This is a genomic window from Microbispora sp. H10830, from assembly GCF_014161375.1.
Classification (GTDB): domain Bacteria; phylum Actinomycetota; class Actinomycetes; order Streptosporangiales; family Streptosporangiaceae; genus Microbispora; species Microbispora catharanthi.
This window is the reverse complement of record NZ_JABBWX010000002.1, coordinates 784,523-808,330: the sequence shown is the minus strand read 5'-3', so window position 1 is coordinate 808,330 and position 23,808 is coordinate 784,523. Positions and strand designations below refer to the sequence as shown.

The 23,808-nt window shown below is 69.5% G+C and carries 25 protein-coding genes and 1 tRNA gene; 16 read left to right on the top strand and 10 right to left on the bottom strand.

What is annotated here, in order from left to right:
- Positions 1 to 6 precede the first annotated feature (6 nt).
- Entirely contained in the window at positions 7 to 1,230 is a 1,224-nt protein-coding gene (locus HHX35_RS08680; RefSeq protein WP_220505125.1) for an erythromycin esterase family protein, read from the top strand.
- Between the two features lie 4 nt (positions 1,231 to 1,234).
- Here HHX35_RS08680 and HHX35_RS08675 read toward each other — a convergent pair whose 3' ends face one another.
- Entirely contained in the window at positions 1,235 to 2,239 is a 1,005-nt protein-coding gene (locus HHX35_RS08675) for a serine hydrolase (protein ID WP_182898293.1), read from the bottom strand.
- 658 nt (positions 2,240 to 2,897) lie between these two features.
- Positions 2,898 to 3,494 carry a TetR/AcrR family transcriptional regulator gene (locus HHX35_RS08670; RefSeq protein ID WP_182898292.1) on the bottom strand — a complete coding sequence of 199 codons (597 nt, stop codon included), beginning with the start codon at positions 3,492 to 3,494 and terminating at the stop codon, positions 2,898 to 2,900.
- Between the two features lie 170 nt (positions 3,495 to 3,664).
- On the opposite strand from HHX35_RS08670, the gene HHX35_RS08665 reads away from it, so the two are divergent.
- Positions 3,665 to 4,813, top strand: coding sequence for an NAD(P)/FAD-dependent oxidoreductase (locus HHX35_RS08665; RefSeq protein WP_182898291.1), 1,149 nt, complete (start codon positions 3,665 to 3,667; stop codon positions 4,811 to 4,813).
- A 265-nt stretch (positions 4,814 to 5,078) separates the two neighbouring features.
- Here the strand turns inward: HHX35_RS08665 and HHX35_RS08660 are convergent, their stop codons facing one another.
- The 4 genes from HHX35_RS08660 to HHX35_RS08645 all read right to left on the bottom strand — a co-directional run bounded on the left by HHX35_RS08660 (position 5,079) and on the right by HHX35_RS08645 (position 8,328).
- Complete coding sequence (locus tag HHX35_RS08660) at positions 5,079 to 5,621, bottom strand: GNAT family N-acetyltransferase (RefSeq protein WP_182898290.1); 543 nt, start codon at positions 5,619 to 5,621, stop codon at positions 5,079 to 5,081.
- 57 nt (positions 5,622 to 5,678) lie between these two features.
- Complete coding sequence (locus HHX35_RS08655) at positions 5,679 to 7,124, bottom strand: MFS transporter (RefSeq protein WP_259404844.1); 1,446 nt, start codon at positions 7,122 to 7,124, stop codon at positions 5,679 to 5,681.
- 399 nt (positions 7,125 to 7,523) lie between these two features.
- The gene (locus HHX35_RS45095; protein WP_396779930.1) at positions 7,524 to 7,805 is read right to left on the bottom strand and encodes a GNAT family N-acetyltransferase; all 282 of its coding nucleotides are present in this window, start codon (positions 7,803 to 7,805) and stop codon (positions 7,524 to 7,526) included.
- Between the two features lie 67 nt (positions 7,806 to 7,872).
- A complete protein-coding gene (locus tag HHX35_RS08645; protein WP_182898287.1) occupies positions 7,873 to 8,328 on the bottom strand; it encodes an ArsI/CadI family heavy metal resistance metalloenzyme in 456 nt (151 codons plus the stop codon).
- A gap of 124 nt (positions 8,329 to 8,452) precedes the next feature.
- Here HHX35_RS08645 and HHX35_RS08640 point away from each other — a divergent pair, with 124 nt between their 5' ends.
- The 5 genes from HHX35_RS08640 to arsM all read left to right on the top strand — a co-directional run bounded on the left by HHX35_RS08640 (position 8,453) and on the right by arsM (position 11,706).
- A complete protein-coding gene (locus HHX35_RS08640; protein WP_182898286.1) occupies positions 8,453 to 8,842 on the top strand; it encodes a metalloregulator ArsR/SmtB family transcription factor in 390 nt (129 codons plus the stop codon).
- Entirely contained in the window at positions 8,839 to 9,582 is a 744-nt protein-coding gene (locus tag HHX35_RS08635; protein ID WP_182898285.1) for an MIP/aquaporin family protein, read from the top strand. The genes HHX35_RS08640 and HHX35_RS08635 overlap by 4 nt, the downstream gene beginning before the upstream one ends.
- 31 nt (positions 9,583 to 9,613) lie before the next feature.
- Entirely contained in the window at positions 9,614 to 10,021 is a 408-nt protein-coding gene (locus HHX35_RS08630; RefSeq protein ID WP_182898284.1) for an arsenate reductase ArsC, read from the top strand.
- 90 nt (positions 10,022 to 10,111) lie between these two features.
- Positions 10,112 to 10,447 carry a helix-turn-helix transcriptional regulator gene (locus HHX35_RS08625; protein ID WP_182898283.1) on the top strand — a complete coding sequence of 112 codons (336 nt, stop codon included), beginning with the start codon at positions 10,112 to 10,114 and terminating at the stop codon, positions 10,445 to 10,447.
- An 11-nt stretch (positions 10,448 to 10,458) separates the two neighbouring features.
- Positions 10,459 to 11,706, top strand: coding sequence for an arsenite methyltransferase (gene arsM / locus HHX35_RS08620; protein ID WP_182898282.1), 1,248 nt, complete (start codon positions 10,459 to 10,461; stop codon positions 11,704 to 11,706).
- Positions 11,707 to 11,849: 143 nt separating this feature from the next.
- On the opposite strand, the gene HHX35_RS08615 is transcribed toward arsM, so the two are convergent.
- Together HHX35_RS08615 and HHX35_RS08610 are read right to left on the bottom strand one after the other, a co-directional pair.
- Positions 11,850 to 12,023, bottom strand: coding sequence for a hypothetical protein (locus HHX35_RS08615; protein WP_182898281.1), 174 nt, complete (start codon positions 12,021 to 12,023; stop codon positions 11,850 to 11,852).
- A 439-nt stretch (positions 12,024 to 12,462) separates the two neighbouring features.
- Positions 12,463 to 12,547 (bottom strand) — tRNA-Tyr (locus HHX35_RS08610).
- 149 nt (positions 12,548 to 12,696) lie between these two features.
- On the opposite strand from HHX35_RS08610, the gene HHX35_RS08605 reads away from it, so the two are divergent.
- The 9 genes from HHX35_RS08605 (at position 12,697) to HHX35_RS08565 (ending at position 20,975) form a co-directional block, all read left to right on the top strand.
- Complete coding sequence (locus tag HHX35_RS08605) at positions 12,697 to 13,176, top strand: GNAT family N-acetyltransferase (RefSeq protein WP_310738960.1); 480 nt, start codon at positions 12,697 to 12,699, stop codon at positions 13,174 to 13,176.
- A gap of 54 nt (positions 13,177 to 13,230) precedes the next feature.
- On the top strand, positions 13,231 to 13,722 hold the full coding sequence (locus HHX35_RS08600) for a YajQ family cyclic di-GMP-binding protein (protein WP_139578945.1): 492 nt from the start codon (positions 13,231 to 13,233) through the stop codon (positions 13,720 to 13,722).
- A 162-nt stretch (positions 13,723 to 13,884) separates the two neighbouring features.
- Complete coding sequence (locus tag HHX35_RS08595) at positions 13,885 to 16,464, top strand: MFS transporter (protein WP_182898280.1); 2,580 nt, start codon at positions 13,885 to 13,887, stop codon at positions 16,462 to 16,464.
- Positions 16,461 to 17,282, top strand: coding sequence for a YceI family protein (locus tag HHX35_RS08590; protein ID WP_182898279.1), 822 nt, complete (start codon positions 16,461 to 16,463; stop codon positions 17,280 to 17,282). The genes HHX35_RS08595 and HHX35_RS08590 overlap by 4 nt, the downstream gene beginning before the upstream one ends.
- 35 nt (positions 17,283 to 17,317) lie before the next feature.
- Positions 17,318 to 17,800: a MarR family winged helix-turn-helix transcriptional regulator gene (locus HHX35_RS08585; protein WP_139578947.1), complete on the top strand. Its 483-nt coding sequence runs from the start codon at positions 17,318 to 17,320 to the stop codon at positions 17,798 to 17,800.
- A gap of 110 nt (positions 17,801 to 17,910) precedes the next feature.
- Positions 17,911 to 18,804 carry an ABC transporter substrate-binding protein gene (locus tag HHX35_RS08580; protein ID WP_182898278.1) on the top strand — a complete coding sequence of 298 codons (894 nt, stop codon included), beginning with the start codon at positions 17,911 to 17,913 and terminating at the stop codon, positions 18,802 to 18,804.
- A complete protein-coding gene (locus HHX35_RS08575) occupies positions 18,801 to 19,640 on the top strand; it encodes an amino acid ABC transporter permease (RefSeq protein WP_182898277.1) in 840 nt (279 codons plus the stop codon). The genes HHX35_RS08580 and HHX35_RS08575 overlap by 4 nt, the downstream gene beginning before the upstream one ends.
- Positions 19,637 to 20,377, top strand: a complete 741-nt coding sequence (locus tag HHX35_RS08570; protein ID WP_182898276.1) for an amino acid ABC transporter ATP-binding protein — start codon at positions 19,637 to 19,639, stop codon at positions 20,375 to 20,377. Before HHX35_RS08575 ends, HHX35_RS08570 begins: the two co-directional genes overlap by 4 nt.
- A 58-nt stretch (positions 20,378 to 20,435) precedes the next feature.
- Positions 20,436 to 20,975 carry a helix-turn-helix domain-containing protein gene (locus tag HHX35_RS08565; protein ID WP_182898275.1) on the top strand — a complete coding sequence of 180 codons (540 nt, stop codon included), beginning with the start codon at positions 20,436 to 20,438 and terminating at the stop codon, positions 20,973 to 20,975.
- 4 nt (positions 20,976 to 20,979) lie between these two features.
- On the opposite strand, the gene HHX35_RS08560 is transcribed toward HHX35_RS08565, so the two are convergent.
- Both HHX35_RS08560 and HHX35_RS08555 read right to left on the bottom strand, forming a co-directional pair.
- Positions 20,980 to 22,041 (bottom strand): peptidase C39 family protein, encoded by a 1,062-nt coding sequence (locus HHX35_RS08560; RefSeq protein WP_182898274.1) that lies wholly within the window; start codon positions 22,039 to 22,041, stop codon positions 20,980 to 20,982.
- Positions 22,042 to 22,049: 8 nt separating this feature from the next.
- Positions 22,050 to 23,783: an ABC transporter ATP-binding protein gene (locus HHX35_RS08555; RefSeq protein ID WP_182898273.1), complete on the bottom strand. Its 1,734-nt coding sequence runs from the start codon at positions 23,781 to 23,783 to the stop codon at positions 22,050 to 22,052.
- Positions 23,784 to 23,808 lie beyond the last annotated feature (25 nt).

The following is a 23,808-nucleotide window of genomic DNA, read 5'->3' as shown; positions in this document are numbered from 1 at the left end:
CCCACCGTGTCCGGCACGACGACCGAGGACGAGGTGGCGGCGTGGCTCAGGGCGCGAGCGATACCCCTGAACGGCCTGAAACCGGGCGCAGGAACCGCCGACCTGGCGCCGTTCCGCGCCGCACTGGACGGCGTGCGGGTGGTGGGGCTCGGCGAGGCCACGCATGGCAGCCGGGAATTCTTCCTGATCAGGCACCGGTTGCTGGAGTTCCTGGTCGAGGAACTGGGCTTCACGACGCTCGCGGTGGAGGCCAGCGCCTCGGCATCCACAGAGGTGGACGACTACGTGCAGGGCGGCTCCGGCGATCCGGTCGAAGCTCTCGCCGGGCTGGGCTTCTGGACGTTGCACACGGCGGAGATGCTGACGGTCGTCGAGTGGCTGCGCGACCACAACCGCACCGCCGCGCGGAAGGTACGGTTCGTGGGGATCGACCCGCAGTATCCGGCGACATCGCTGGACGCCCTGCGTACCTACCTCGGCGATGACGCGCCGGGCCTGCTCGACCCCCTCGCTCCCCTCGCCGGGAAGCGCCTGGGCGTCGGCCCACCGCTCGACCGGCGGATCGAAGCCGACGCCCGCCGCGTGGAGGACTTCCTGGCCGGCGCCTCCGTCCCGTTTGAGGCGCCGGCGCATGCGCGGATCGTGCGCCAGTGCGCCGACCTCGCGAGCCGGCCGCTCCGGCACTCGGACCCCGCACAGACCGTGAGCGTCGCCCGTGACCGCTTTCTCGCCGACAACGTGGACCTGCTCCTGTCCGACCCGGACGCCAAGGTCGCCCTCTGGGCGCACAACGGCCACATCATGAAGGGCAGCCACAGCGGCGGGTCGGTGCCCGCGATGGGTCTGCACCTCAGGCAGCGCCATGGTGAGGCGTACTACGCACTCGGCGTGCTCTTCGGAACGGGCCGGTTCCGGGCCCGCCGGCCACGATTCGGAAAGGTGGACCCGGCCAAGCCTCCGGTCACCTTCCGCGTCCCGCTCGTCCGGAGACCGACGATCGTGGAGGCTCGCCTGGCCACCGCTCATCCGGGTGATCACGTGATCGATCTGCGGAGCGGGCCACGGCCGGAGGCCGTGGCCCGGTGGCTCGGCGAGCCCCTCCACATGCGTGGCTACGGGGCGGTGGCGAGGCGGTTCACCCACAAACTCAGCTACATGTCCACGGTGCTCGTCGAGCACTTCGACGGCATCGCCTTCGTGCCCGAGACCACCGGCTCCACCCCTCTGTAGATTCTCAGAGACCGAGGGCCAGCGTGGCGAGGTGGCGGGCGATGCCGGCGGTATCGGTGTCCTGCACGTTGCTGAGCAGGACCACCTCGATGTCGTCATCGGGCAGGTACATGTTGCTCGCCGCGTAGCCCTGGAGGAGACCCGGGTGATACCGGAGCCGGTGCCCCTGGAGCCGGTCGACGAGCCAGCCGAAGGCGTACGCGCTCGACGGCAGGTTGAGGCAGCCGGTGGAAGGGCACTTCGCCTGCGGCGTGAACGCCTGCTTGACCGTGGCGGGTGGCGCGACCGTGTACGAGCCGAACGCCCGGTCCCAGCGGGCGATGTCGTCGATGGTGGAGTAGATGCCGGTCGCGGAGAACGCCTCGGAGCCGTTGATGGGTGGGGCGGGCTGTCCGAGCGTGAAGTAGCCCTTCGCGTACCCGTCGGGCGGATTCCCCCTGCTGTAACCGGTGTGCTCGAGGTGCAGCGGGCCGGTGATCTCGTCGTGCAGCACGGTGCCGTAGGGCTTGTGCGTCACCGACTGGATGATCGCCCCGGCCAGGATGTAGCCGGAGTTGCTGTACTTCCAGCTCGTGCCGGGCTTGAAGTCCAGCGGCAGGTTCACGAACCGCTGGATGAGCTTGCGGGTCGTGGTCGGCTGAGAGAGCTTGGCATAGAAGCCGGGCAGCTGCTGGATGTCGGGGATGCCCGAGGTGTGCGTGAGGATCTCGCGGATCGTGATGGGCCGCCACGCCGTCGGGCAGGCGTCGATGTATCCCGGCACGAGATACGGACAGATCCGGTCGTCCAGGCCGAGCAGCCCACGGTCGCGCAGCTTCAGCACGATCATCGAGGTGAACTGCTTGGTGACCGAGGCGATCCGGTAGACCGTGTCCAGCCGGTTGGGGATGTGTTTCTTCTCGTCGGCCTCGCCGGCGGCGAAGCGAGCCAGCACCCGCCCACGCCGTACGACCAGCGCCGAGCCGGTGAACTGCTTCTTCGCCGCCAGATCCCGCAGGTACGCCAGCATCTCCGCACCGGCGGCATCACCCTCCGGTGCCGATGACGTGGCCGGTGGGTCCGATTTCTGCGTGGAATGGCTCGTGTCGCCGGTGGCCAGGGAGTCCGATTTCTGGGCGGGCCGGTTCGCGATGTCCGACAGGCTGTTCTGATCGCTGGAGGAGTTCGCGGTCGTGTCCGCTTTTGCCAGTTGTACGGCAGAGCCCGCGAATCCGTCCCACCCTTCTGCATCGGTGTAAGGGCAAGCGTGACGTCGCGGAGCAGGTTCTGCCGTTGGCGCTGCCGCTCACGCTCCGACTGCCGCTGCTTGACGCGATGGCGCCCATGCGCTCGGGCGTGATCGCGTACGACCGGGTGATCGACGTCGAGGCCGGTCACGACGGCGCCCCCGGCGGACGCGGCGATTGCGGGAGTGCCCAAGGGTATGGCCCCACCGGACAGCGCGGTGCCAAGCATAAGGAACCCAACAACATTAGGACACTTGGGCATTTTCTCCCCCACGAAACGTACCACTGTCCCGAATTCAGACATTTCTCGAATTGATTGAGTTCGAGAATGCCCGACGGACCATTCTTCCGGGGGGCTGTTTTCCGTTCACCGGCACCACAAACGTCGATCGGCGCGGTTTTCCCTTATTCGCTGGAACGCGCTACCGGGGGAAGACCTCACTACCTCAGTCCCGAATCGCACTGTGACCGCCAGCCGTGGATCAGCAGGTCGAACACCGTCTCCACAGCCGCGCGCGGATCGTGCCGGCCGTGGACCAGAGTCGGGATTTCCAGGACGAACCGCGCGAGAGCCGAACATGCGAGATCATCCGCCTCCCGCCCGACTTCCTCCGCGATCACGGCGCCGAGGGCGGCCGCGTGTCGCATCCACATGCGCTCCGCGTAATCGCGCAGCGCGGGCGTCCGGTCCACCAGTGTGTGGAACTCCCGCAGACGAGGATCCGACACGGTCCGCACCCAGGACTCCAGCGCGTGGGCGCGGAGCGCCTCGATCACGCTCTGGTCCTTGGGCCGTTCACGCACGGCGGCGGTCAGCGCCGCCTCGACTTCCTCCTCGCGGTCGAAGACCAGCGCCTCTTTGCTCGGAAAGTGCGCGAAGAGGGTCGTCGTCGACACATCGGCCCTCTCGGCGACATCGCGGACGCTCACTCGTTCGAAACCGTGCTCCAGGAAGAGCTCCAGGGCGGCGTCGGCGATGGCCTGCCTCGTCGCGGCCTTCTTGCGCTCGCGACGGCCAACGGTCGGAGAGTCGGGCATGGCGTCACTGTACTCCAGAACTGGACTGAGACAGAAACTGTATCGGTTGCACTTTTTGACTCGCTTCTGCTTTGGTGGTCTCCACAGGGGTTGCCGTCCCATGGGGGCGCGGCACCGGTCGTCGCCGCGCCGAGGCGTCGCCGGGAACCCGACGACGAAGGGAATCCACCGTGAACTCTCCGACACCCGCGAACGCGCGGATCAGCATCATCGGCGCCGGCCCGGGAGGCCTCACGTGCGCACGCATCCTGCAGCAGCACGGCATTCCGGTGACGGTGTACGACCGGGATCCGGATGCGGACTCCCGCGACCAGGGAGGCTCGCTCGACCTGCACGAGGAAGACGGCCAGCTCGCGCTCCGTGAAGCGGGCCTGCTGGAGGAGTTCTTCGCGCTCGCCAGGTTCGAGGGGCAGGAAATGCGGCGCATGGATTCAGCCGGACGCGTTCTTACCCACCATCTGCCGGACGAGGGCGAAAGGGTCAGCCCCGAGATCGACCGCGGACAGCTTCGCGATCTCCTGCTGCGCTCGCTCGCCGCGGGGACGGTTCAGTGGGGACGCACCCTCGAGTCAGTGAGCGGCCCGGCCGGCGGGCCGCGAACGTTGACGTTCACCGACGGAACGGCCGCCGAGGCGGATCTAGTGATCGGTGCGGACGGCGCCTTCTCCCGCGTCCGCGCCGCGGTGTCGCCCGCGACACCGCGCTACGTCGGGGTCAGCTTCCTCGAGGCGTGGTTCGACGACATGGACAACGCGCACCCCGAGCTTTCCGAACTGGTCGGGAGGGGCAGCGCCCACGCCGCCGACGGGGAGCGTGGCCTCTTCGCACAGCGGAACAGCGGCGGCCACATGCGGGTCTACGTCATGCGGCGCGTCCCCGTGGACTGGATCGCGGCGAACGGGCTTCGCCCCGAGGACACCGAGGGCATCCGCGCGCATCTACTCCGCGAGTACGCGGCCTGGTCGCCACGACTGCGCCAGATGATCACCGACAACGACGGCGCCTACGTCGATCGTCCGCTCTTTGCCCTGCCGGTGCCGCACACATGGGAGCACTCGCCCAGCGTGACGCTCCTCGGTGATGCCGCACACCTCATGCCGCCGCTGGGTGTCGGCGTCAACCTCGCCATGCTCGACGCCGGTGAACTGGCGCTCGCACTCGTCCACTCCTCCACCATCGACGACGCCGTACGCAGCTACGAGAAATCGATGCTCCCGCGCTCGGCCGAAACAGCCCAGATGCTCGAACACGGCGCCGAGTTCCTCCTGGCCGTGCCCGACCCCGACGACCTCGAGCCGTCGGGTCACGCCCAGCAATGACAGGCGCTTGACCTCTCGCGCTGTCCTTGCCGGTCGGCTTTGCAGGGCTGTTCGTCGCTCCGGTCCTCACCACGGCCTACACGTCGGCGGACAAGGCCCGAGGCTCCCGAGGGACTGCTCATAGGACGACTCACCCTGGCCGCATCCTTCGCAGCCGGCGCACCACCGTCCCTCCTCACCGCACTCGCGGGAATGAGGAGCGCTCGCCGTCCCATCGAGCTTCCCGAAAGGGAAACAGCGAACTGAGCCGATGCCGTACACGTGGTCAGAGCTCAAGCATCATGAGGATCTCGTCGCGATCATCGCCGGGGGCGAGCCGTAGCGCATTGGGCCAGCGGCCGATCTCCTTCCAACCGAGCCGCCCATAGAAGTCTTCGAGGCCCACACCGCCTCGGGCGGCGAGGTGAAGTTGCTCGAGGCCCATCTCTTCCCGGGCCACATGCCGCACCTGGCGCATCAGCGCGGCACCGATGCCCCTGCTACGAAACTTCGTGTGTGTCTGGACGTGATGAACCGTGCCCCAGTGAGCGATCAGCGGGTCGGTGTTCCTGCGTACGTTCAGCCAGCCGGCAAGCGACCCATGGACGTGGGCCAGGAGGAACCGGCTGCGCTCCGGATCGAGGCCGGCGATGAGCTGATCGGCCACCACCGCGACCTCATCGAAGGTGACAGGAGGAAAGGGGAAGCCGGCCGCGCCCCCGGCGTTGGTCACCGTGACCCAGCACTCGAGCAACTCCCGCCGCAGGTCGGGAGACATCTCCCGTCCGTCCGTGATCTGAAGGAACACCGGAACACCCTCGCGCGTCATGGCCCCAGCCTGACAGACCCCTCCGACAGGACCAGAGAGAAAGGTCGCCTCCGGCAGTCAGGTGGTTGTCGCAGGCGCACGAGGGATAGCGGCCGCCTTCTTGTGGTTACGCACCTCCGCGAACGTGACGATTGCCGCCATGAGCACCAGTACGGCGAGCACGTACAGGGCAGTCTGGTACCCGGCTGCCAGGGCCTGCCTGTGCGCGATGCCCTCCCCTTCCATCACGCTGGTCCGGCTGGACGCCAGCGACAGCAGCCCGGCGACACCGAGGGCGATGCCGAGTTGGAAGGAGGTCTGCCGCACACCCGCCGCCAGGCCCTGCTCCCGAGGTGTGACCCCCGCCGTGGCCGCGAGGGTGGAGCCGACCGTGGTGGCGAGGATCGACATGCCCAGGGGAAACAGCACGATTCCGAACAGCACCAGGTTCTGCGCCACCGCCACCTGCGAGGCGACCAGGGCAACGAGCAGGCCGGCGGACACGGTCGCGCCGGTGAGCGACGCCGCCAGGCCGACACGCGGGATCAGCCGTCCGAGGACCATGCCGAACCCGACGTTCACGAGACCGATGGGCGCCACGATGAGCCCCACCTGCACGGGCGTACAGCCCATGACCTCCTGCAGGTACAGGGTGACCAGAAGATACGCCGAACCGGACAGCAGCCCCGAGGCCAGCGTCACGACATTGGCGGCCCGCAGCATGCCCGACCGGAACAGCCCGAGACGGACCAACGGGTCCGGGTGACGGCGTTCCACGAGGAGAAAGAGCACCAGCACGCAGAGCCCGGCGACTAAGGAGACGACGCACTGAGGAGATGTCCATCCCCGGGCGCTTCCCTGGGTGGGCGCGACGACGACCAGCGCGACCCCCACGGTGATCAGTACCGCGCCCAGCACATCGAGCCGGCCGCGTCCCGGAGCCGACGGAGCGGGCGGGATGAGACGGGGGATCAACACCGCCACCAGTGCGCCGACCGGGACCGTGACGTAAAAAACGCTCTGCCAGCCCAGCGAGTCCACCAGCAGCCCGCTGAGCACCAGACCGCCGACAAATCCCAGCACGATGGCGATGCCGAACCTGCTCATCGCCCTGGCCCTCGCCGCCCCCTCAGGAAACAAATCGGCCAGCAGGGCCAACGCGGTCGGAGCGATGACCGCCGCCGAGAAGCCCTGCAGGACACGGCAGGCCACGAGCATGGCGGCGTCCACGGACAGGCCGCACAGCAACGAGGACGAGGCGAACCCGACCATGCCCAGGATGAAGAAGCGGCGCCGCCCGAAAATGTCCCCCAACCTGCCCCCGAGTATGAGCGCACCCCCGAAAGCGACGTTGTAGGCGGTGACGACGGCCTGCACACCTGACGCGGAAAAGCCGAGCTCATGCTGGATGTCCGGCAGCGCGACGGTGACGATCGACGCGTCTAACATGATCACGAACTGGGCCGACAGGATGATCACCCATCCCCGTCCCCCCGGCCCGCCCCCGGGCAACCTCGGCCGCATCGAACTCCCCCGTTCTCCCCGGCAAGGACGGGCCCTCCCGGGGCACCCGATCGAACGCCCGGCTTCTCCAAGGCCGCACGCCATCGGGCACCCATGCTTCCGCTCCCCTTGCTCAAAAACTGGCGGGAATCGGCCCTCGCGACGAAGTCCACAGGCCGACAGCCCATGCAGTTCGCTTCATATGTCCCGGGCGCGTTCAGAGTCGTTCACACCTCTGGAGTCTCGGCCTCCGACGTAGCCGAGCCCAGCGTCGACGTCCTCCTGCGGGTTCATATGAAGTGCCTCGACGCCGACCGGAGGATCGATGACGCCCTGGCGGTGTGAGATACCTGCCACACAGTTGGTTGGGACCCCGAAAGCGTTCCGGGGTCCTTTGTTTGGCGTTCTCGGGAGCGGCGCTCAGCGCTGTGTCAGCCTGGCGGCCTGAACGGCGGCAGGAACCTCTCGGAGATAGAGCCGAAAGCCCTCCGCTTCCGGCTCGAAGCCCAGCGAGGTGTAGAGGTGGTGAGCACCATCGGTGGCGTGACGCTTGTGGGACAGGAGCTGCACCTTGTTGCATCCGGCAGATCGAGCATCATTGAGGAGCCGGCGCATGATCGCGGTGGCTACGCCTCTACGGCGGTACGCGGCGGCCACCACGACGGCCTCGACGAAGGCGGTGGGCGCACAGCCGTAGGTCAGGTTAGCCTCGGGCTTTCGCCGCGAAAGCCCGAGGTTAGTGATGATCGCCGGGCGTCTTCCGTCTTGCCTAGCAGCAGGACTTACCCGCGCTCACCGTCTCCTTTTCGGCGTCGTCGGTGGCGCAGCAGACGGAGTCAGCCTCCTTGGTGAGGGTGTCGGCGTCGGCCTTGACCACGTACACCTCCCAGGGCTCGTTCCCGGGACCGTGGACCCACACCTTGTCCTGAAGGGCGTAACAGCAGGTGGTGTCGTTCTCCTCGAAGGTCGCCAGGCCGGCCTCCTTCAGCCGCTCGGTCGCCGCCGTGACCTGCGCGGTGTCCTCGACCTCGACGCCGAGGTGGTCCATCCGCGTCGGCTCGCCCGCCTCACCCTCCAGCAGGACGAGCTTCAGCGGGGGCTCGGCGATGGCGAAGTTGGCGTAGCCGGGCCGCCGCTTGGCGGGCTCGACACCGAACAGCTTGGAGTAGAACGCGATCGAACCTTCCAGGTCGGCGACGCGCAGAGCGAGTTGAACACGGGACATGGGTGTCCTCCCTTGGCCGTGAAGCGACAGGCAGCCGAAGCCATACCCGCCTGCTTCGATGAACTTCTAATCAACGGATACCCGGAGTTTGTGCCCTTGCCTAGACCTGTGTCAAATTAGAGGTATGTCGAAGCAAGAGCTGCCGATCATCGACGCAGGCGTGAACGTGTCCGGTTCGGCGTGCTGTGCCCCGCTGGCGTGCGAGCCGTTGTCGGAGAGTGAGGCCGCCGAGCTGGCCCCGTTGTTCAAGGCGATCGCCGATCCCGTACGGCTGCGCCTTTTGTCGCTGATCGCCTGCCACGAGGGCGGCGAGACCTGTGTGTGTGACCTGACGGCGGCTTTCGACCTGACCCCGCCGACGATCAGCCATCACCTCAAGGTCCTCAAGCAGGCCGGGCTCATCGACTCCGAGCGCCGGGGCACGTGGGTGTACTACTGGATCAAGCCCGAAGTTCTGGCCCGCATGTCGGCCCTGATCGGCCCGGCGTCGCCCGTCCTCGCCGGTACGGCGTGACCGCGAGCATCGGACGGCGGGCTTTCGCCGAGTTCCTCGGGACCGGCCTGCTCGTCGCCGTGGTGATCGGGTCGGGCGTGATGGCCGTACGCCTGTCCCAGGACGTCGGGGTACAACTGCTGGCCAACAGCGCGGCCACCGCGGCTGCTCTGCCGGTCATCATCATCCTGGTCGGGCCGATCTCCGGCGCGCACCTCAACCCGGTTGTCTCCCTGGTCGACTGGCTGCTCGGACGCCGCGACCGGAGCGGGCTGACCGCCCGCGAGGTCGTCGCCTACCTGCCCGCCCAGGTCGCCGGAGGCATCGCCGGGGCAGTGCTGGCCAACCTCATGTTCGCCCTGCCCCCCGTGACCGCCTCCACGCACGTTCGGTCGGGCCCGTCGCTGTGGCTCGGCGAGGTCGTCGCCACTGCCGGCCTGGTCGCGCTCATCGTCGCCCTGGCCCGACAGGGCCGCGCACATCTGGCCCCGCCGCTCGTCGGCGCGTACATCGGGGCCGCGTACTGGTTCACCAGCTCCACCAGCTTCGCCAACCCTGCCGTGACGATCGCCCGAGGCTTCTCCGACACCTTCGCCGGGATCGCCCCGTCCTCCATTGCCGCGTTCGTCGCCGCCCAACTGCTCGGCGCCCTCGTCGGAGCCGTCATCGCCGTCGCCCTGTATCCCGCATTCGGCACGGCCGGAGCCGATGCCCGTCAGGACGACCGTGACCATGACGTCGTCGTGCCGCACTCGTCCTGACCCCTGCCGCTGAGCCCGTCAAGGAGCCCACATGTCCGACATCCCCGAGGTGCTGTTCGTCTGCGTGCACAACGCCGGACGCTCCCAGATGGCCGCCGCCCTGCTCGACCACCACGCCGCCGGTCGGGTACGAGTCCGGTCCGCTGGATCGGCCCCGGCCGACACGATCAACCCTGCCGTGATCGCCGTCATGAACGAACTCGGTCTCGACCTGTCCAAGGAGTTCCCCAAGCCGCTGACGACCGAGGCCGTCCAGGCCGCCGACGTCGTCATCACCATGGGCTGCGGGGACGCCTGCCCGATCTTCCCCGGCAAGCGCTACCTCGATTGGCAGCTTGACGACCCCGCAGGCAAGCCCATCGACCAGGTCCGTCCGATCCGCGACGAGATCGACCGCCGCGTACGCGACCTGCTCGCCGAACTCGTCCCCGCCCACTAGAACGACGTCATCTCAGACCGGCCCGGCATCCGCCGGGCCGGTTTCTCGTTCTTCCGCAACAGGCACTTCATCGTTTATCGTCGATGAACGATGAATGAGGAAACGAGGCCGCTCGACCGGGCCACCGCCGCCGAGTACGCCAGTTGGTTCAAAGCCCTGGCCGACGCCACACGCATCCAGATCGTGACCCTGCTCGCCCGCGCCCAGACGCCGATGGCGGTCAAGGAGATCGTGGAGGCCGTCGAAGTCGGGCAATCGACCGTCTCCGCGCACTTGAAGGTACTGGCCGAGGTGGGGTTCGTCCTGGTCGAGCATCGCGGGACGGCCAGCCTGTACCGGATCAACGACGCCTGCGTGGAGTGCTTTCCCACCGCCGCCGACGTCGTCATGGGCCGCCCCGTTCCCGACCCTGCGCCGCCCTGCTGAAGGGAGAAGACATGTCCGAGAACGTGGAAGCAGTCAGAGCCGGTGTCGTCAACCACTACGGCGAACTGGCCAAAGCCGCCCAGGCAGGCAAACAGGTCATCGACTGCGAGCCGCAGGAGTTCACCGACGGCTGCTTCGGCGCGGCCGGCTACGACGACACCACCGGCCTGCCCGACGGAGCCCTGCGGGCCAGCCTGGGATGCGGCAACCCGGTCGCCGTCGCCGACCTCCAGCCCGGCGAAACCGTCCTCGACCTGGGATCGGGCGGCGGCATCGACGTCCTGCTGTCGGCCCGCAGAGTCGGCCCGACCGGCAAGGCGTACGGCCTGGACGCCACCCCCGAGATGATCGAACTGGCCAGGGCCAATGCCACCGAGGCCGGAGCGACCAACGTCGAGTTCCTGCACGGCAACATCGAGGACATCCCGCTCCCCGACGGCAGCGTGGACGTCATCATCTCCAACTGCGTGATCAACCTGTCCGCCGACAAACCCCGTGTGCTCGCCGAGGCATTCCGCGTGCTCAAGCCCGGCGGCAGGCTCGGCGTCTCCGATGTCATCGCCGACGACGGACTCGACCCCGCCCAGCGCGCCGAGGCCGAACACCTCGTCGGCTGCTCGGTCGGCACCCTCACGGAAGCCGAGTACCGCGCCCTGCTCGCAGAGACCGGGTTCACCACGTACACGATCACGCGCACCCACGCCGCGACCGGTGGCCTGCACTCGGCGATCGTCCAGGGGTCCAAGCCCTCCGCCCCGCCCGGCGTCACCATCCGCCCCATGCAGGAGGCTGACGCCGCCCAGGTCCTCGTCATCTACCAGGCCGGTCTCGACGGCGGCAACGCCAGCTTCGAGACCACGGCACCGGCCTGGGAAGCGTTCGACGCCGCGAAGCTGCCGTCCCACCGGCATGTCGCCGTAGACGCCTCCACCGGCCAGGTAATCGGCTGGGTCGCCGCCAGTACAGTCTCCGACCGATGCGTCTACGCCGGAGTGGTCGAGCACTCCGTGTACGTCCACCCCGACCACGGTGGCCGCGGAGTCGGGCTGGCGCTGCTGAACGCCCTGATCCAGTCCACCGAGGCCGAGGGCATCTGGACCATCCAGTCGGGCGTCTTCCCCGAGAACACCGCCAGCCTGCGCCTCCACGAGAAGGCCGGCTTCCGCGTCGTCGGCATCCGCCACCAGGTCGGCCGCCACCACGACCGCTGGCGCGACGTCGTCTTCATCGAACGCCGCAGCACCGTCACAGGCTTGTGACCACCGATTGTGCTGCCGAATTGTGCTCATAGGAATCAAGGCGGCGGCGCGACGCGCCGCCGCAACGCGGCGCCTCGCCCGCCCGCCGTCCGGGCGTGCGGCCTGGGGGCCGGTCCCGGACGGCGGCGGCTCGGGCCGCGCATCTACACCGCGCGCCCTCGCAGGAGTTCCACGAGCGCGGACAGCAAACGATCCAGCACCCCCATGGCAGCCTTACGCCGCACGGCCTTCTTAGAGAAGATCGCCGCCAAGGCTGCGACGGCTACGAGCGCGACAACTACCAGGATGACCATGCAGACCACCACATCGATCGGCATAAGGACTCCGTCCTCGGACGAACTGTCGCCCCCACGTCCGAGTGCGCCTGCGTCCATGTCAGCTGGCGCGATCCAAATGCCGCAGGTACGTGCGGCGTGCCATGTGGTGGCTCTTCGAGAGTAGCGGTCCGCAGCGCCCGGATAGTAATGCCTCCGGCGGGGGCCTCGGCTCCGGGGTGATCGCCCGCGCCTGGGCCAGGGCCGTAGCTGGCTGAGGTGGAAGGCTGATCATCCCGCCCGCCACGACCCAGGCAAGCCCAGCAGACGGGATGATCAGGGAGGCGAGACGTGCGCGTCCGCGCGGGGTTCCAGGCTTGATCGCGTGCCACACCCGTGCCATATCTTGCGGGGAGCAGGGGGGAGTCAGGGGTACTCACGGATCAAGAAACGAAGAAGCCCCCGACCGGCATCTCTGCTGATCAGGGGCCACTTTTCCTGCTGGTGGCAGGTCCAGGGTTCGAACCTGGGTAGGCTGAGCCGACGGTTTTACAGACCGCTCCCTTTGGCCACTCGGGCAACCTGCCTTGTCTTCCGCTCGCTGCGGCGACAGGTAGAAGAATAGCGGACTTCCCGGGTGCACGTGACATGGGTTCCGGCTCGCCCCTCACATGATCGGCAGAGGGTCCCGAAAACTCGGAAGCGGGCGCGGCAGAGCACCGGCCATAGTGGGACGGTGATCAGACAGGCCGAGCCGGCGGATCTCGCGGCCCTTGCGGAGATCGAGAGAGCGGCGGACGGGATGTTCGTGCCGCTCGGCATCGTCTTCCCACCGGGCACCACGGTCGTCGAAGAGTGCGACGACCCCAGGCGTGTCGTCGTGGCCGGCCGGCCGCCGGTGGGGTTCGCCCTGCTCGGGGTGGTCGACGGCCTTACCCACCTCGAGCAGATCGCCGTACACCCCGATCACGGCAACCAGGGGATCGGAACCCGGCTTCTCGATGCCGTCTCCAAGGCGGCCGCGCGGGCCTCTACTGCCGCGGTGACGCTGACGACGTTCCGGGACGTGCCGTGGAACGCCCCCTGGTACGCCCGGCGCGGCTTCCGGGTCGTACAACCCCACGACTGGGGGCCGGAACTCACCACACTGGTCGAGCACGAGCGGGCCCTCGGCATAGAGGTGGCGCCCCGCGTCGTCATGAGGAAAGACCTCTGATCACATCGGGGCCCACTAATCTCGAAGGGTAACGGAGAGAGGACACGGACACCGATGGCCGACAGCAGTTTCGACGTGGTGAGCAAGATCGACCGGCAGGAGGTCGACAACGCCCTGAACCAGACGGTCAAGGAGGTCGGGCACCGCTTCGACTTCAAGGGTACGGGCGCGAGCATCTCCTGGTCGGGGCAGAAGGACATCGAGATCAAGGCGAACAGCGAGGAGCGGGCCAACGCGGTTCTCGACGTCTTCAAGGAGAAGATCGTCAAGCGCAACCTGTCCCTCAAGATCCTGGAGGCGGGCGAGCCGAAGCTGTCCGGCAAGGAGTACCGCCTAGTGGTGTCCCTCAAGGAGGGCATCGACCAGGAGAACGCCAAGAAGATCTCCAAGCTCATCCGGGACGAGGGCCCGAAGGGCGTGAAGGCGCAGATCCAGGGCGAGGAGCTCCGGGTCAGCTCCAAGAAGAAGGACGACCTCCAGGAGGTGATCTCCCTGCTCAAGGGCAAGGACCTCGACATCGCCCTTCAGTTCGTCAACTATCGGTGATACGCGTCACAGCGCGACACTGACGGAAAGGCCCTGACCTGCGGGTTCAGGGCCTTCGTCATTTCCGGAAGCCCCAAACCGTGACCATTTGGTTGCCCGAAGCAACGATAGGCATATGATTGCTTAGGGAAACTAAGTTTGATCACACGGGGAAGGACTTCGATGGCGAATGCGATGACGCGGGAGACGCCGCCAGGCACGGCGGCCCCCGCGATGACGCACCGGGAGATCCTGGAGGCGCTCTCGGGCCTGATGCTGGGGATGTTCGTCGCGATCCTGTCGTCGACCGTCGTGTCGAACGCGCTCCCCACGATCACGGCCGAACTGCACGCGGACGAGACGACCTACACCTGGGTGATCACCGCGACCCTGCTCGCGGCGACGGTCTCGACGCCGATCTGGGGCAAGCTGTCCGACCTGTTCAGCAAGAAGCTGCTGATCCAGCTCGGGCTGATCGTGTACGTGATCGGCTCCGCCATCGCCGGCCTGTCGCAGAACCCATCGATGCTGATCACGGCACGGGTCGTCCAGGGCCTCGGCGTCGGCGGCCTCACCGCCCTCGCGCAGGTCATCATGGCGGCGATGATCTCGCCGCGGGAACGCGGCCGCTACTCCGGCTACCTGGGCGCTGTGTTCGCCGTCGCCACGATCGGCGGCCCGCTCATCGGCGGGCTGATCGTCGACACCTCGTGGCTCGGCTGGCGCTGGTGCTTCTACGTCGGCGTGCCGTTCGCGATCCTCTCGCTGATCGTGCTGCAGAAGACCCTCCACCTGCCGGTGCTCAAGCGCGACGTGCGCATCGACTGGGGCGGCGCGGTCCTCATCGCCGCCGCGGTCTCGCTGCTGCTGATCTGGGTCTCCTTCGCCGGCAACAAGTACGACTGGCTGTCGTGGCAGACCGGCGCGATGGTCGGCGGCGCGGTCGTGCTCGCGGTGCTCTTCCTCGTGGTCGAGTCCAAGGTGAGCGAGCCCATCGTCCCGCTGCGCCTGTTCAGAATCCGGACGGTCAGCCTCAGCGTGGTCGCCAGCGTGCTGGTCGGCGTCGCGATGTTCGGCGGCACGACCTTCCTCAGCCAGTACTTCCAGCTCGCCCGGGGCGAGACGCCCACGGTGGCCGGCCTGATGACGCTGCCGATGATCCTCGGCCTGGCGATCTCCTCCACGGTCTCCGGGCAGATCATCACCCGCACCGGCCACTGGAAGGTCTTCCTGGTCTCCGGAACCTTCTTCCTCACCGCCGGGTTCGCCCTGATGGGCACGTTGCGGTACGACACCGACTACTGGCTCGTCGCGATATTCATGTTCTGCGTCGGCGTCGGCATCGGCATGAGCCAGCAGAACCTCGTTCTCGCCGTGCAGAACCAGGTGCGCGCGGAGGACCTGGGCGCGGGCAGCTCGGTGGTCTCGTTCTTCCGCTCCCTCGGCGGCGCGATCGGCGTCTCGGCCCTCGGCGCCCTGATGGGCGACCGCGTCAAGCGCTACCTGGCGGACGCCCTGGCCGCGCTGGGCGTCCATGGCACCGGCCAGGAGAGCGGCGCGATCCCGAAGCTCTCGGCGCTGCCCGCCCCGATCCGCACGGCGGTGGAGAGCGCGTACGGCCACGGCATCGGCGACCTGTTCCTCTACGCGGCGCCGCTCACCCTCCTCGCGCTGATCGCCGTGCTGTTCATCAAGGAAGTCCCGCTGCGGACCAGCGCGATCACGGTCAGCGCCGGCGCGCAGGAGACCGACGAGACCCTCGACCCCGAGATCGCCCGCCAGCGGAACGGCGCCGTGACCGGACGCCACGCCCAGCGCGACAGGCAACAGCGCGACACGCAGCGGCCGATCATGGCCGAGGCCGAGTTCGCCTCGCCGAACGGCCACTCCGCCACGCAGCCCCTGAACGCACAGCCTCTGAACCCGCAGCCCCTGAACGCACAGGTCCTCACCGCCACGCAGGCCCAGCCGTACGCCGCGCTCGCCATGGAGACGCACGAGCCGGGCGGCGTGAGCATCAGCGGGTTCGTCAAGGGCCAGGACGGCGTGCCCGTGGGCCGCGCCACGCTCACGCTGATCGACGTGCGCGGCCACCAGCTCGGCCGTACGGTCACCCGGGACGACGGGGGCTACGCGCTCCAGACGCCGGGCGGCGGGACGTACGTGCTGATCGCGTCGGCGGGCGACCGGGAGCCGCAGGTCGCGACGCTGGTCGTGGGCGACCAGCCGGTCGACTTCGACATGGTGCTCGCGGCCTCGGGCCGGCTCGTCGGCACCGTGCGCGGCGTCGACGGGACGCCGGTCGCCGAGGCGGTGGTCGTCGTGACAGACGTGCGCGGCGAGGTCGTGGCCACGAGCTCGACCGACGCCGAGGGCGGCTTCTCCTTCTCCGGCATCGTGGCCGGCACCTACACGCTCACGGTCAGCGGCGCGGCCTACCGTCCGGCCGCCGTTCCGATCGAGGTGCTGGGCACCGGCCAGACCCGGCATGACGTCGTGCTGCTGCCCGGCGCGCGGGTGCGGGGCACGGTCCGCGTCAAGGACGGCGTGCCGCTGGCCGACGCGAGGGTCACGCTGCTCGACGCCGCAGGCAACGTGGTGGGCGTGGCGACCACCGGCGAGGACGGCGAGTACGCCTTCACCGACCTGACCGGCGGGCAGTACACCATCGTCGCGAGCGGCTACCCGCCCGTGGCGAGCACGCTGAACCTGGGCGGCCAGGGCGACGAGCCTTACGACGTGTGGCTGGGACACGAGCGATGAGCGTCTCCCAGACGGTCCCCAGGGGATTGCACGCCCTGGTCAGGAGCAAGGACGGCTGGGCCGTGCAGCACGCGGTCGTCACGGTGACGGACACGACCGGCCATCAGGTGGCGCGGGCGGAGGCGGACACCGACGGGCAGGTCGTCACCGCCCCGCTGCCGCCGGGGGTCTACACGGTGGTCGCGACCGCGATCGGGTACGCGCCCGCCGCGTCCACCGCGATCGCGACCGCCTCGGGCGCCGCCGAGGCCGGCACGCTGGTGCTGGCCCGGCAGGGCGGCACCGAGCTTCCGCCGCCCGGCGTGTGGACGATCGACCCGGAACACTCGAAGATCTCGGCCACGGCCCGGCACCTCGGCCTCAGCAGCGTGCAGGGGCGGTTCACCGAGTTCTCCGGCCGGATCGAGATGGGCGCCACGCCGGAGGAGTCGTCCGTGGTCGCCGAGATCGTCGCCGAGTCCATCGACACGGGCAGCCGGATGCGCGATGATCACCTGCGTTCCGCGGACTTCCTCGACGTCCCGGTGCACCCGGTGATCTCCTACCGGAGCACCGGGCTGTCGCCGGCGGGCCCGGACCGGTGGACGGTGCACGGCGTGCTGACGCTGAGCGGCGTCAGCCGCCCGGTCGATCTCGACATGACCTACCTCGGCACGGGCCCGGACCTGTGGGGCGGGCTGCGGGCGGCGTTCCGCGCGGTCACGGAGTTGCGCCGCGAGGACTTCGCGATGACCTACAACCAGGTCGTCCAGGCGGGGATCTCGCTGATCGGCGCGACACTGAAAGTAGAGCTGGACATCCAGGCGGTGCGCGGGTAGACCCCCTGCCACACGCAGTCAGGAGGAGGCAGGCCATGACGGAGGCGGACATCGCTCCCCGACCGCCCACGGCCGGCGAACGCGAGGCGTACTGCGCGGTCGAGCGGCAGCTCGCCATCCTGCTCCGGCGCGCCAAGGCGTTCTCCGCGGGGATGGGGCGCAAGGTGCATCCCGAGCTGGACCCCGGCGCGTACGGCCTGCTGGTCCGCATCGACCAGAGCTCGCCGATGCGGTCCAGTGACCTGGCCGCCTACCTGCGGGTCGGCCGGGCGACGATCAGCCGCCAGCTCAAGGTGCTGGAGGAGCTGGGGCTGATCAGCCGCAGCCCCGACCCGGAGGACGGCCGGGCTCACCTGCTGGCCCTCACTCCCGAGGGCCGCAGGCGGCTCGACGACGCGCGGGTCGCGCGCGAGGGCCAGCTGCGCACGCTGCTGGCCGCCTGGCCGGAGGAGGACGTACGGCTGCTCGCGCGCATGCTCGAACGCTTCAACATGCTCACCGAAGGCATGCAACCCTGACACCAGAGGTAACAGGCGTTACTCCCTCCGTTCCATGCGGTGGCCAAACCGTCATAAGGGACGCTTAAACTGCGCCTCAGACGTTTTCGCACCACAGCAAGGAGGCCGGTGTGGCTCCCTGGTCCACCTATCGGAAAGCGGCGAGCATCGGGGCGGTGGCGCTGGCGGCGACGCTGACCGTCACCGCCTGCGGGAGCGACTCCGCCGACTCGGGCACGGCGACGGCCTCGGCCGCCCCCGGCGGTGTCGCCCTCGTGAACGCCGGAAAGATCACGACCTGCACGAACATCCCGTACGAGCCGTTCCAGTTCAACCAGGGCGACAAGGTCGTCGGGTTCGACGTGGACATCGTCGACCTGGTCGCGAAGAAGCTGGGCGTGACCCAGGACATCGTGGACATCGACTTCGCGGCGATCAAGAGCGGCGCCGCCCTGAACGCCCGCAAGTGCGACGTGGCCGCCGCCGGTATGACGATCACTCCCGAGCGGCAGCAGAACCTGCTCTTCTCCGAGCCGTACTTCGACGCCACCCAGGCGCTGATGGCCAAGAAGGGCAGCGGGATCACCTCGCTCGACGACGTCAAGGCCAAGAACCTCAAGCTGGGCGCGCAGGCGTCCACGACCGGCCTCGACTACGTCAAGAAGCAGGGCCTCGACCCGATCGAGTTCGCCGACTCGCCCAAGGAGCTGCTCGGCCTGCAGACCGGTCAGGCGGACGTGATCGTGCAGGACCTCCCGGTCGTGCTGACCTGGCTGAAGAAGTCCGACGTCGGCGCCAAGTTCGAGCAGGTCGCCAGCCTCGACACCGGTGAGCAGTACGGCATCGGCATGAAGAAGGACAACACGGCGCTCAAGAAGGTCGTCGACGAGGTCCTCGCCGCCGCCAAGTCCGACGGCACCTACAACGAGATCTACAAGAAGTGGTTCGGCACCGAGCCCGGCGGCGCGTCGGGCGGTGGTTCGGGTGCCGAGACCGGAACCGAGTCGCCCGCCGCCGGATCATGAGTGTTGTGAGCGAGCAGCAGGCGCCCTCCCCGGCTGAGCCCCGCAAGGGGCTCAGCCCGCGCAAGAAGCAGCGCATCAGCAGGGTCATCCAGTACGCCGTACTGGTGGTGATCCTCGTCGTCCTGGTCGCGCTGGCCGACTGGAAGGCGATCGGCGAGTCGTTCCTCAACCTCAAGGTCGCCGGCGAGGGCCTGCCCGACCTGTTCACGGTGGCGTTGCGCAACACCGTGATCTACACGCTGTCGGGCTTCGCCCTCGGCTTCGTCCTGGGTCTGGTGCTGGCCCTGATGCGGCTGTCCTCGGTCGCGCCCTACCGGTGGCTGTCGGTGATCTACATCGAGATCTTCCGTGGCCTGCCGATCCTGCTCATCTTCCTGATGATCGGCAGCCTCCCGCTGGCGTTCCCCGGCTTCGAGCTGCCCGGCGGCGTGTACGGCAGCGCCGCGCTGGGGCTCGGCGTCGTCTCGGCGGCGTACATGGCGGAGAACTTCCGGGCGGGCATCCAGGCGGTGCCGAAGGGGCAGATGGAGGCGGCGCGGTCGCTCGGCATGCCGCACATGCGGGCGATGGTGTCGATCGTCATCCCGCAGGCGATCCGGATCGTGCTGCCGCCGCTCACCAACCAGCTCGTCATGCTGCTGAAGGACTCCTCGCTGGTGCTGATCCTCGGCGTCACGGCCGCCCAGGTGGAGCTGGCGAAGTTCGGCAACGACCAGTCCTCCACGTACGCCAACCCCACGCCGATCCTCGCGACCGGTCTGACCTACCTGCTGATCACGATTCCCCTCGGGTACGTCGCGAGGCGGCTGGAAGCGCGTCAGGGAGCGGGCCGATGAGCACCGTCGAGATCAGGAACCTGCACAAGTCGTTCGGCAGCCTCGAAGTGCTGCGCGGCATCGACTTCACGGTCGAGAGCGGCCAGGTCGTCTGCGTGATCGGGCCGTCCGGCTCGGGCAAGTCCACGCTGCTGCGCTGCGTGAACCTGCTGGAGCAGCCGACTTCCGGCACGGTGGTCGTGGACGGCGTCGATCTGACCGACCCCGACGTCGACATCGACACCGCCCGGCGGCACGTCGGCATGGTGTTCCAGCAGTTCAACCTGTTCCCCCACCTGACCGTGCGGCGCAACGTCACGATCGCCCAGGAGCGGGTGCTCAAGCGGAGCAAGGGCGAGTGCGACCGCGTCGCCCGGGAGAACCTGGAGAAGGTCGGCCTGCTGGAGAAGATCGACGCCTACCCGCCCCAGCTGTCCGGCGGCCAGCAGCAGCGTGTGGCGATCGCCCGCGCGCTCGCCATGAACCCCTCGCTGATGCTGTTCGACGAGCCGACCTCCGCCCTCGACCCCGAGCTGGTCGGCGACGTGCTGTCGGTCATGCGGAAGCTCGCGGAGGACGGCATGACCATGCTCGTCGTCACCCACGAGATGGGATTCGCCCGCGAGGTGGCCGACCGCGTGGTGTTCATGGACGGCGGCGTGATCGTCGAGGACGGGCCGCCCGAGCAGGTCATCGCCGACCCGCGGCACGAGCGGACCCGCGAGTTCCTGAGCCGCGTGCTGCACCCCGGCGTCTGACGCCCGGAGCGCCCCCTTCGTGGAACAATGGCGTACTTCGACAAGGGGGATGGGCGGGGTGGGCGCGCTCTCGGAGCAGGTGCGGGCGGCGATCGCGAGCAACGTGCGGCACGCGCGGCACACGCGCGGGCTCAGCATCCGCGACCTGGCGGACCGCTCCGGCTTCAGCAAGGCGTTGCTGTCGCAGATCGAGCGCGGGCTGGCCAACCCCACGGTCGAGGTGCTGGCGGGGCTGGCCGAGGCGCTCGACCTGTCCTTCGCCGACCTCACCCGGACGCCGCTGTACGAACCGCAGGTGATGCGCCGCGCCGGCGACGACGCGGCGCGCACCCTGCTCAGCTCCCTCGACCGGCGGCGCTTCGAGCTGTACGAGACGCCGCTGCCGCCGGAGCACGCCCATGAGAGCGCGCCGCACGGGCGAGGGTCGGAGGAGTTCGCCTACGTCCTGTCCGGCTCGGTGACCCTGGAGGTCGCCACGTACGAGGTCAGGCTCGAGGCGGGGGACGCCGTGCGGTTCTCGGCCGAGGCCGAGCACGGCTACCGGACCGGCGCGGAGCCGGCCCGGCTGCTGACGCTCGTCTCGATGCCCTCCGACTGACCGGTCACCCGAGGGCGATCATGCTCCGGTAGCTCGGCCGGCCATACCACGCGAGCCGGTCCAGCGTCGCGGCGGGCAGCGGCAGGTCGAGCGCGTCGAGGTAGGTCTCGCCCAGATGGGCGTCCGTCCAGGGGTCGTTGACGTGGAAGACGTCCCCGTCCACCCCGTGGACGGCGATCCAGTGCGGGGAGCTCTCGTCGTGCATGCCGAGCTGCTCGATCAGCACGAGCGCCACCCCGCCGCCCTCGACCACCGCGCGGAGCCGGTCGAGGCCGAAGGCGACGGTATCCACGCCGATGCCCCTGCGGGACAGCTCGGCCCGGAAACCCGCCTGGATGAAGCCCCTCAGCTCGCGCTCCTCGTCCGTACGGCACAGCTCCAGCAGGGTCGGGGCCTCGGTGGACAGCAGCACCTCCGGCCTGACGCCCCGGCCGGCGGCGGCGAGCGCGAGGCCCAGGGGATCGCAGCCGGCCACCGTGGTCGCCTCGCGCCACAGCCGCAGCTCCTCCTCGCGGGAGGGCTCGCCCCGCAGCCCCAGCCCGCCCAGGGCCATCTGCAGCGCCGCCGGCCCGCAGGTGAAGTCGGTGGTCTGGCGCATGTACGGCAGCGCCCGCGCGGGGGGCCGTTCACGCCAGCGCACCTGACCGTAGCCCGTCTCCGGGGCGCCGACCACCGGGCCGGCCCAGGTGGGCACCGGCACCTCCCGGTAGCCCCGGCCCAGCGAGCGTTCCCACGCGGCGTCCCGCGCCGCGAACCACCGCTTGACCGCCACCGCGCCCTCCCGCCAGGCGCGCTCCTCGATGGTGCGCACGAGCGTGTCGGCGACCGCGTCGTCGGACGCCCACACGTCCACGATCTTCCGGTACGCGGTGAGCGGCCTGTGCACCTCGAAGGCGGCCCCGGCGAGCGTCCCGTCCTCCGTACGGGCCGTGACGAGCGTGCGCACCTGCACGCCGCCCGCGAGCCGCCAGCGGCGCATCAGGTCGGCGGGCACGGCGTCGAGCCCGTCGGCGACGGAGGCCACGTCCCCCGTCACGGGCAGCACGTCGACGCGTAGTTCGGTCATCAGGATCTTCACTCCGCTCGGGTCGCCGCCGGCACGGACGCCAGCAGCCGTTGGGTGTACTCGTGGGCAGGGGCGCCCAGCACGCCGCCGACCGGCCCGGTCTCGACGACCCGGCCGCGGTGCATCACGTACACGCGGTCGGCGACCTGCCGCGCGACGGCCAGGTCGTGGGTGATGAACAGCAGGGTCAGCCCCAGGTCGCGGCGCAGGTCCGACAGCAGGTTGAGCACCTGCGCCTGGACCGAGACGTCGAGCGCCGAGACGGGCTCGTCGCACACCAGCACCTCGGCGCCGGGAGCGAGCGCCCGCGCGATCGCCACGCGCTGACGCTCGCCGCCCGACAGCGCGCGGGGCCTGCGCCGGGCGTACGCCGCGGGCAGGCCGACCAGGTCGAGCAGGCCGGGCACCTCCGACCGGGGACGGCCCGCCGCCTTGAGCGCCTCGGCCAGCGAGGCGCCGACGGTGAGGCCGGGGTTCAGCGCGGAGTACGGGTCCTGGAACACGTACTGCACCCGCCTCGGGCCGGTGGCCCCGCCGCCGAACTCGACGCTTCCTCCATCGGCCCGTTCGAGGCCGACCACGCACCGCGCGAGCGTGGTCTTGCCGGAGCCGGACTCGCCGACCACCGCGACCGCCTCCCCCGCCGCGACCTCCAGGTCGACCCCGTCGAGCGCCGGCGCGGCAGAGCCGGAGAACCGCTTGGTCAGCCCGCGTACGGTCAGCAGCGCGGGCGACGGGCCCGCCTCCTGAGGAACGACCGCGGCAGGAGGAACGGCGAGAAGGGGCGCGGCGACCGGGCGGACGTCCGAGGGCCGCACGCACGCCGCCCGGTGCCCGCTGTTTCCTGGGCGATGGGCCACCTCCACCAGGACCGGTTCGGCCGTACGGCACGCCTCGACCGCCAGATCACACCGGTCCGCGAAGGCGCAGGCGTCGCTCACCGCGTACGGCCGGGGCACCGAGCCGGGGATCGTCGGCAGCGCCGGCAGACGGTGGGTGACGGGCGGGTCGCACGCCGCCAGCCGCGCCGTGTAGGGGTGCGCGGGCCGGTCCATCACCTCGGCCGCCGGGCCCTCCTCGACGAGCCGCCCGGCGTACATCACCATGATCCGGTCGGCCCTGGCCCGGGCGAGCCGCAGGTCGTGCGTGATCAGGATGAGGCCCATCCGACGCGCCCGCTGCAGCCCGGCGACGAGTTCGAGGACCTCGTGCTGGGTGGTCACGTCCAGTGCGGTGGTCGGCTCGTCCGCGATCAGCAGGCCCGGACCGGCGGCCAGCGCGGCCGCGATCGCCACCCGCTGGCGCATGCCGCCGGAGAGCTGGAAGGGGTACCGTCCTGCGACCTCCGAGTGCAGTCCCACCTCGGCCAGCAGGCGGGCGACCCCGGCGGCGCGGCCGGCGCGCGGCAGCGCCCAGCCGATCTGCTCGCCGCAGCGGTGCACCGGCGACAGCGAGGTGAACGGGTCCTGGAGCAGCAGCGCGATCCGCGAACCCCGGATGCGCTGCCAGGGCGTGCGCGCGGCCAGGTCGTACGCCTGCCCGGACAGCTCCAGCCGTCCGGTGGCGTGCACGCCCTCGGGCAGCAGGCCGGTCAGCGCCCTGGCGGTCATCGACTTGCCCGAACCGGACTCGCCGACGATCGCCACGGTCTCCCCCGGCGCCACCGTCAGGTCGATCCCGTTGACGAGGACGCCCGCCGCCGAGGTCACCCGTACGTCGCGGGCGTGAAGCAGTGCGGTCATCGGGCCTTCTGTCACCGGGCCGTTT

Coding starts and splice junctions, on each gene's coding strand:
- HHX35_RS08675 (WP_182898293.1), bottom strand. CDS start 2,239: ATGCTGGCGTACCTGCGGGATCTGGCGGCGAAGAAGCAGTTCACCGGC.
- HHX35_RS08670 (WP_182898292.1), bottom strand. CDS start 3,494: ATGCCCGACTCTCCGACCGTTGGCCGTCGCGAGCGCAAGAAGGCCGCG.
- HHX35_RS08660 (WP_182898290.1), bottom strand. CDS start 5,621: ATGACGCGCGAGGGTGTTCCGGTGTTCCTTCAGATCACGGACGGACGG.
- HHX35_RS08655 (WP_259404844.1), bottom strand. CDS start 7,124: ATGCGGCCGAGGTTGCCCGGGGGCGGGCCGGGGGGACGGGGATGGGTG.
- HHX35_RS08645 (WP_182898287.1), bottom strand. CDS start 8,328: ATGTCCCGTGTTCAACTCGCTCTGCGCGTCGCCGACCTGGAAGGTTCG.
- HHX35_RS08640 (WP_182898286.1), top strand. CDS start 8,453: ATGTCGAAGCAAGAGCTGCCGATCATCGACGCAGGCGTGAACGTGTCC.
- HHX35_RS08630 (WP_182898284.1), top strand. CDS start 9,614: ATGTCCGACATCCCCGAGGTGCTGTTCGTCTGCGTGCACAACGCCGGA.
- HHX35_RS08625 (WP_182898283.1), top strand. CDS start 10,112: ATGAATGAGGAAACGAGGCCGCTCGACCGGGCCACCGCCGCCGAGTAC.
- arsM (WP_182898282.1), top strand. CDS start 10,459: ATGTCCGAGAACGTGGAAGCAGTCAGAGCCGGTGTCGTCAACCACTAC.
- HHX35_RS08615 (WP_182898281.1), bottom strand. CDS start 12,023: ATGCCGATCGATGTGGTGGTCTGCATGGTCATCCTGGTAGTTGTCGCG.
- HHX35_RS08600 (WP_139578945.1), top strand. CDS start 13,231: ATGGCCGACAGCAGTTTCGACGTGGTGAGCAAGATCGACCGGCAGGAG.
- HHX35_RS08595 (WP_182898280.1), top strand. CDS start 13,885: ATGGCGAATGCGATGACGCGGGAGACGCCGCCAGGCACGGCGGCCCCC.
- HHX35_RS08590 (WP_182898279.1), top strand. CDS start 16,461: ATGAGCGTCTCCCAGACGGTCCCCAGGGGATTGCACGCCCTGGTCAGG.
- HHX35_RS08585 (WP_139578947.1), top strand. CDS start 17,318: ATGACGGAGGCGGACATCGCTCCCCGACCGCCCACGGCCGGCGAACGC.
- HHX35_RS08575 (WP_182898277.1), top strand. CDS start 18,801: ATGAGTGTTGTGAGCGAGCAGCAGGCGCCCTCCCCGGCTGAGCCCCGC.
- HHX35_RS08570 (WP_182898276.1), top strand. CDS start 19,637: ATGAGCACCGTCGAGATCAGGAACCTGCACAAGTCGTTCGGCAGCCTC.
- HHX35_RS08560 (WP_182898274.1), bottom strand. CDS start 22,041: ATGACCGAACTACGCGTCGACGTGCTGCCCGTGACGGGGGACGTGGCC.
- HHX35_RS08555 (WP_182898273.1), bottom strand. CDS start 23,783: ATGACCGCACTGCTTCACGCCCGCGACGTACGGGTGACCTCGGCGGCG.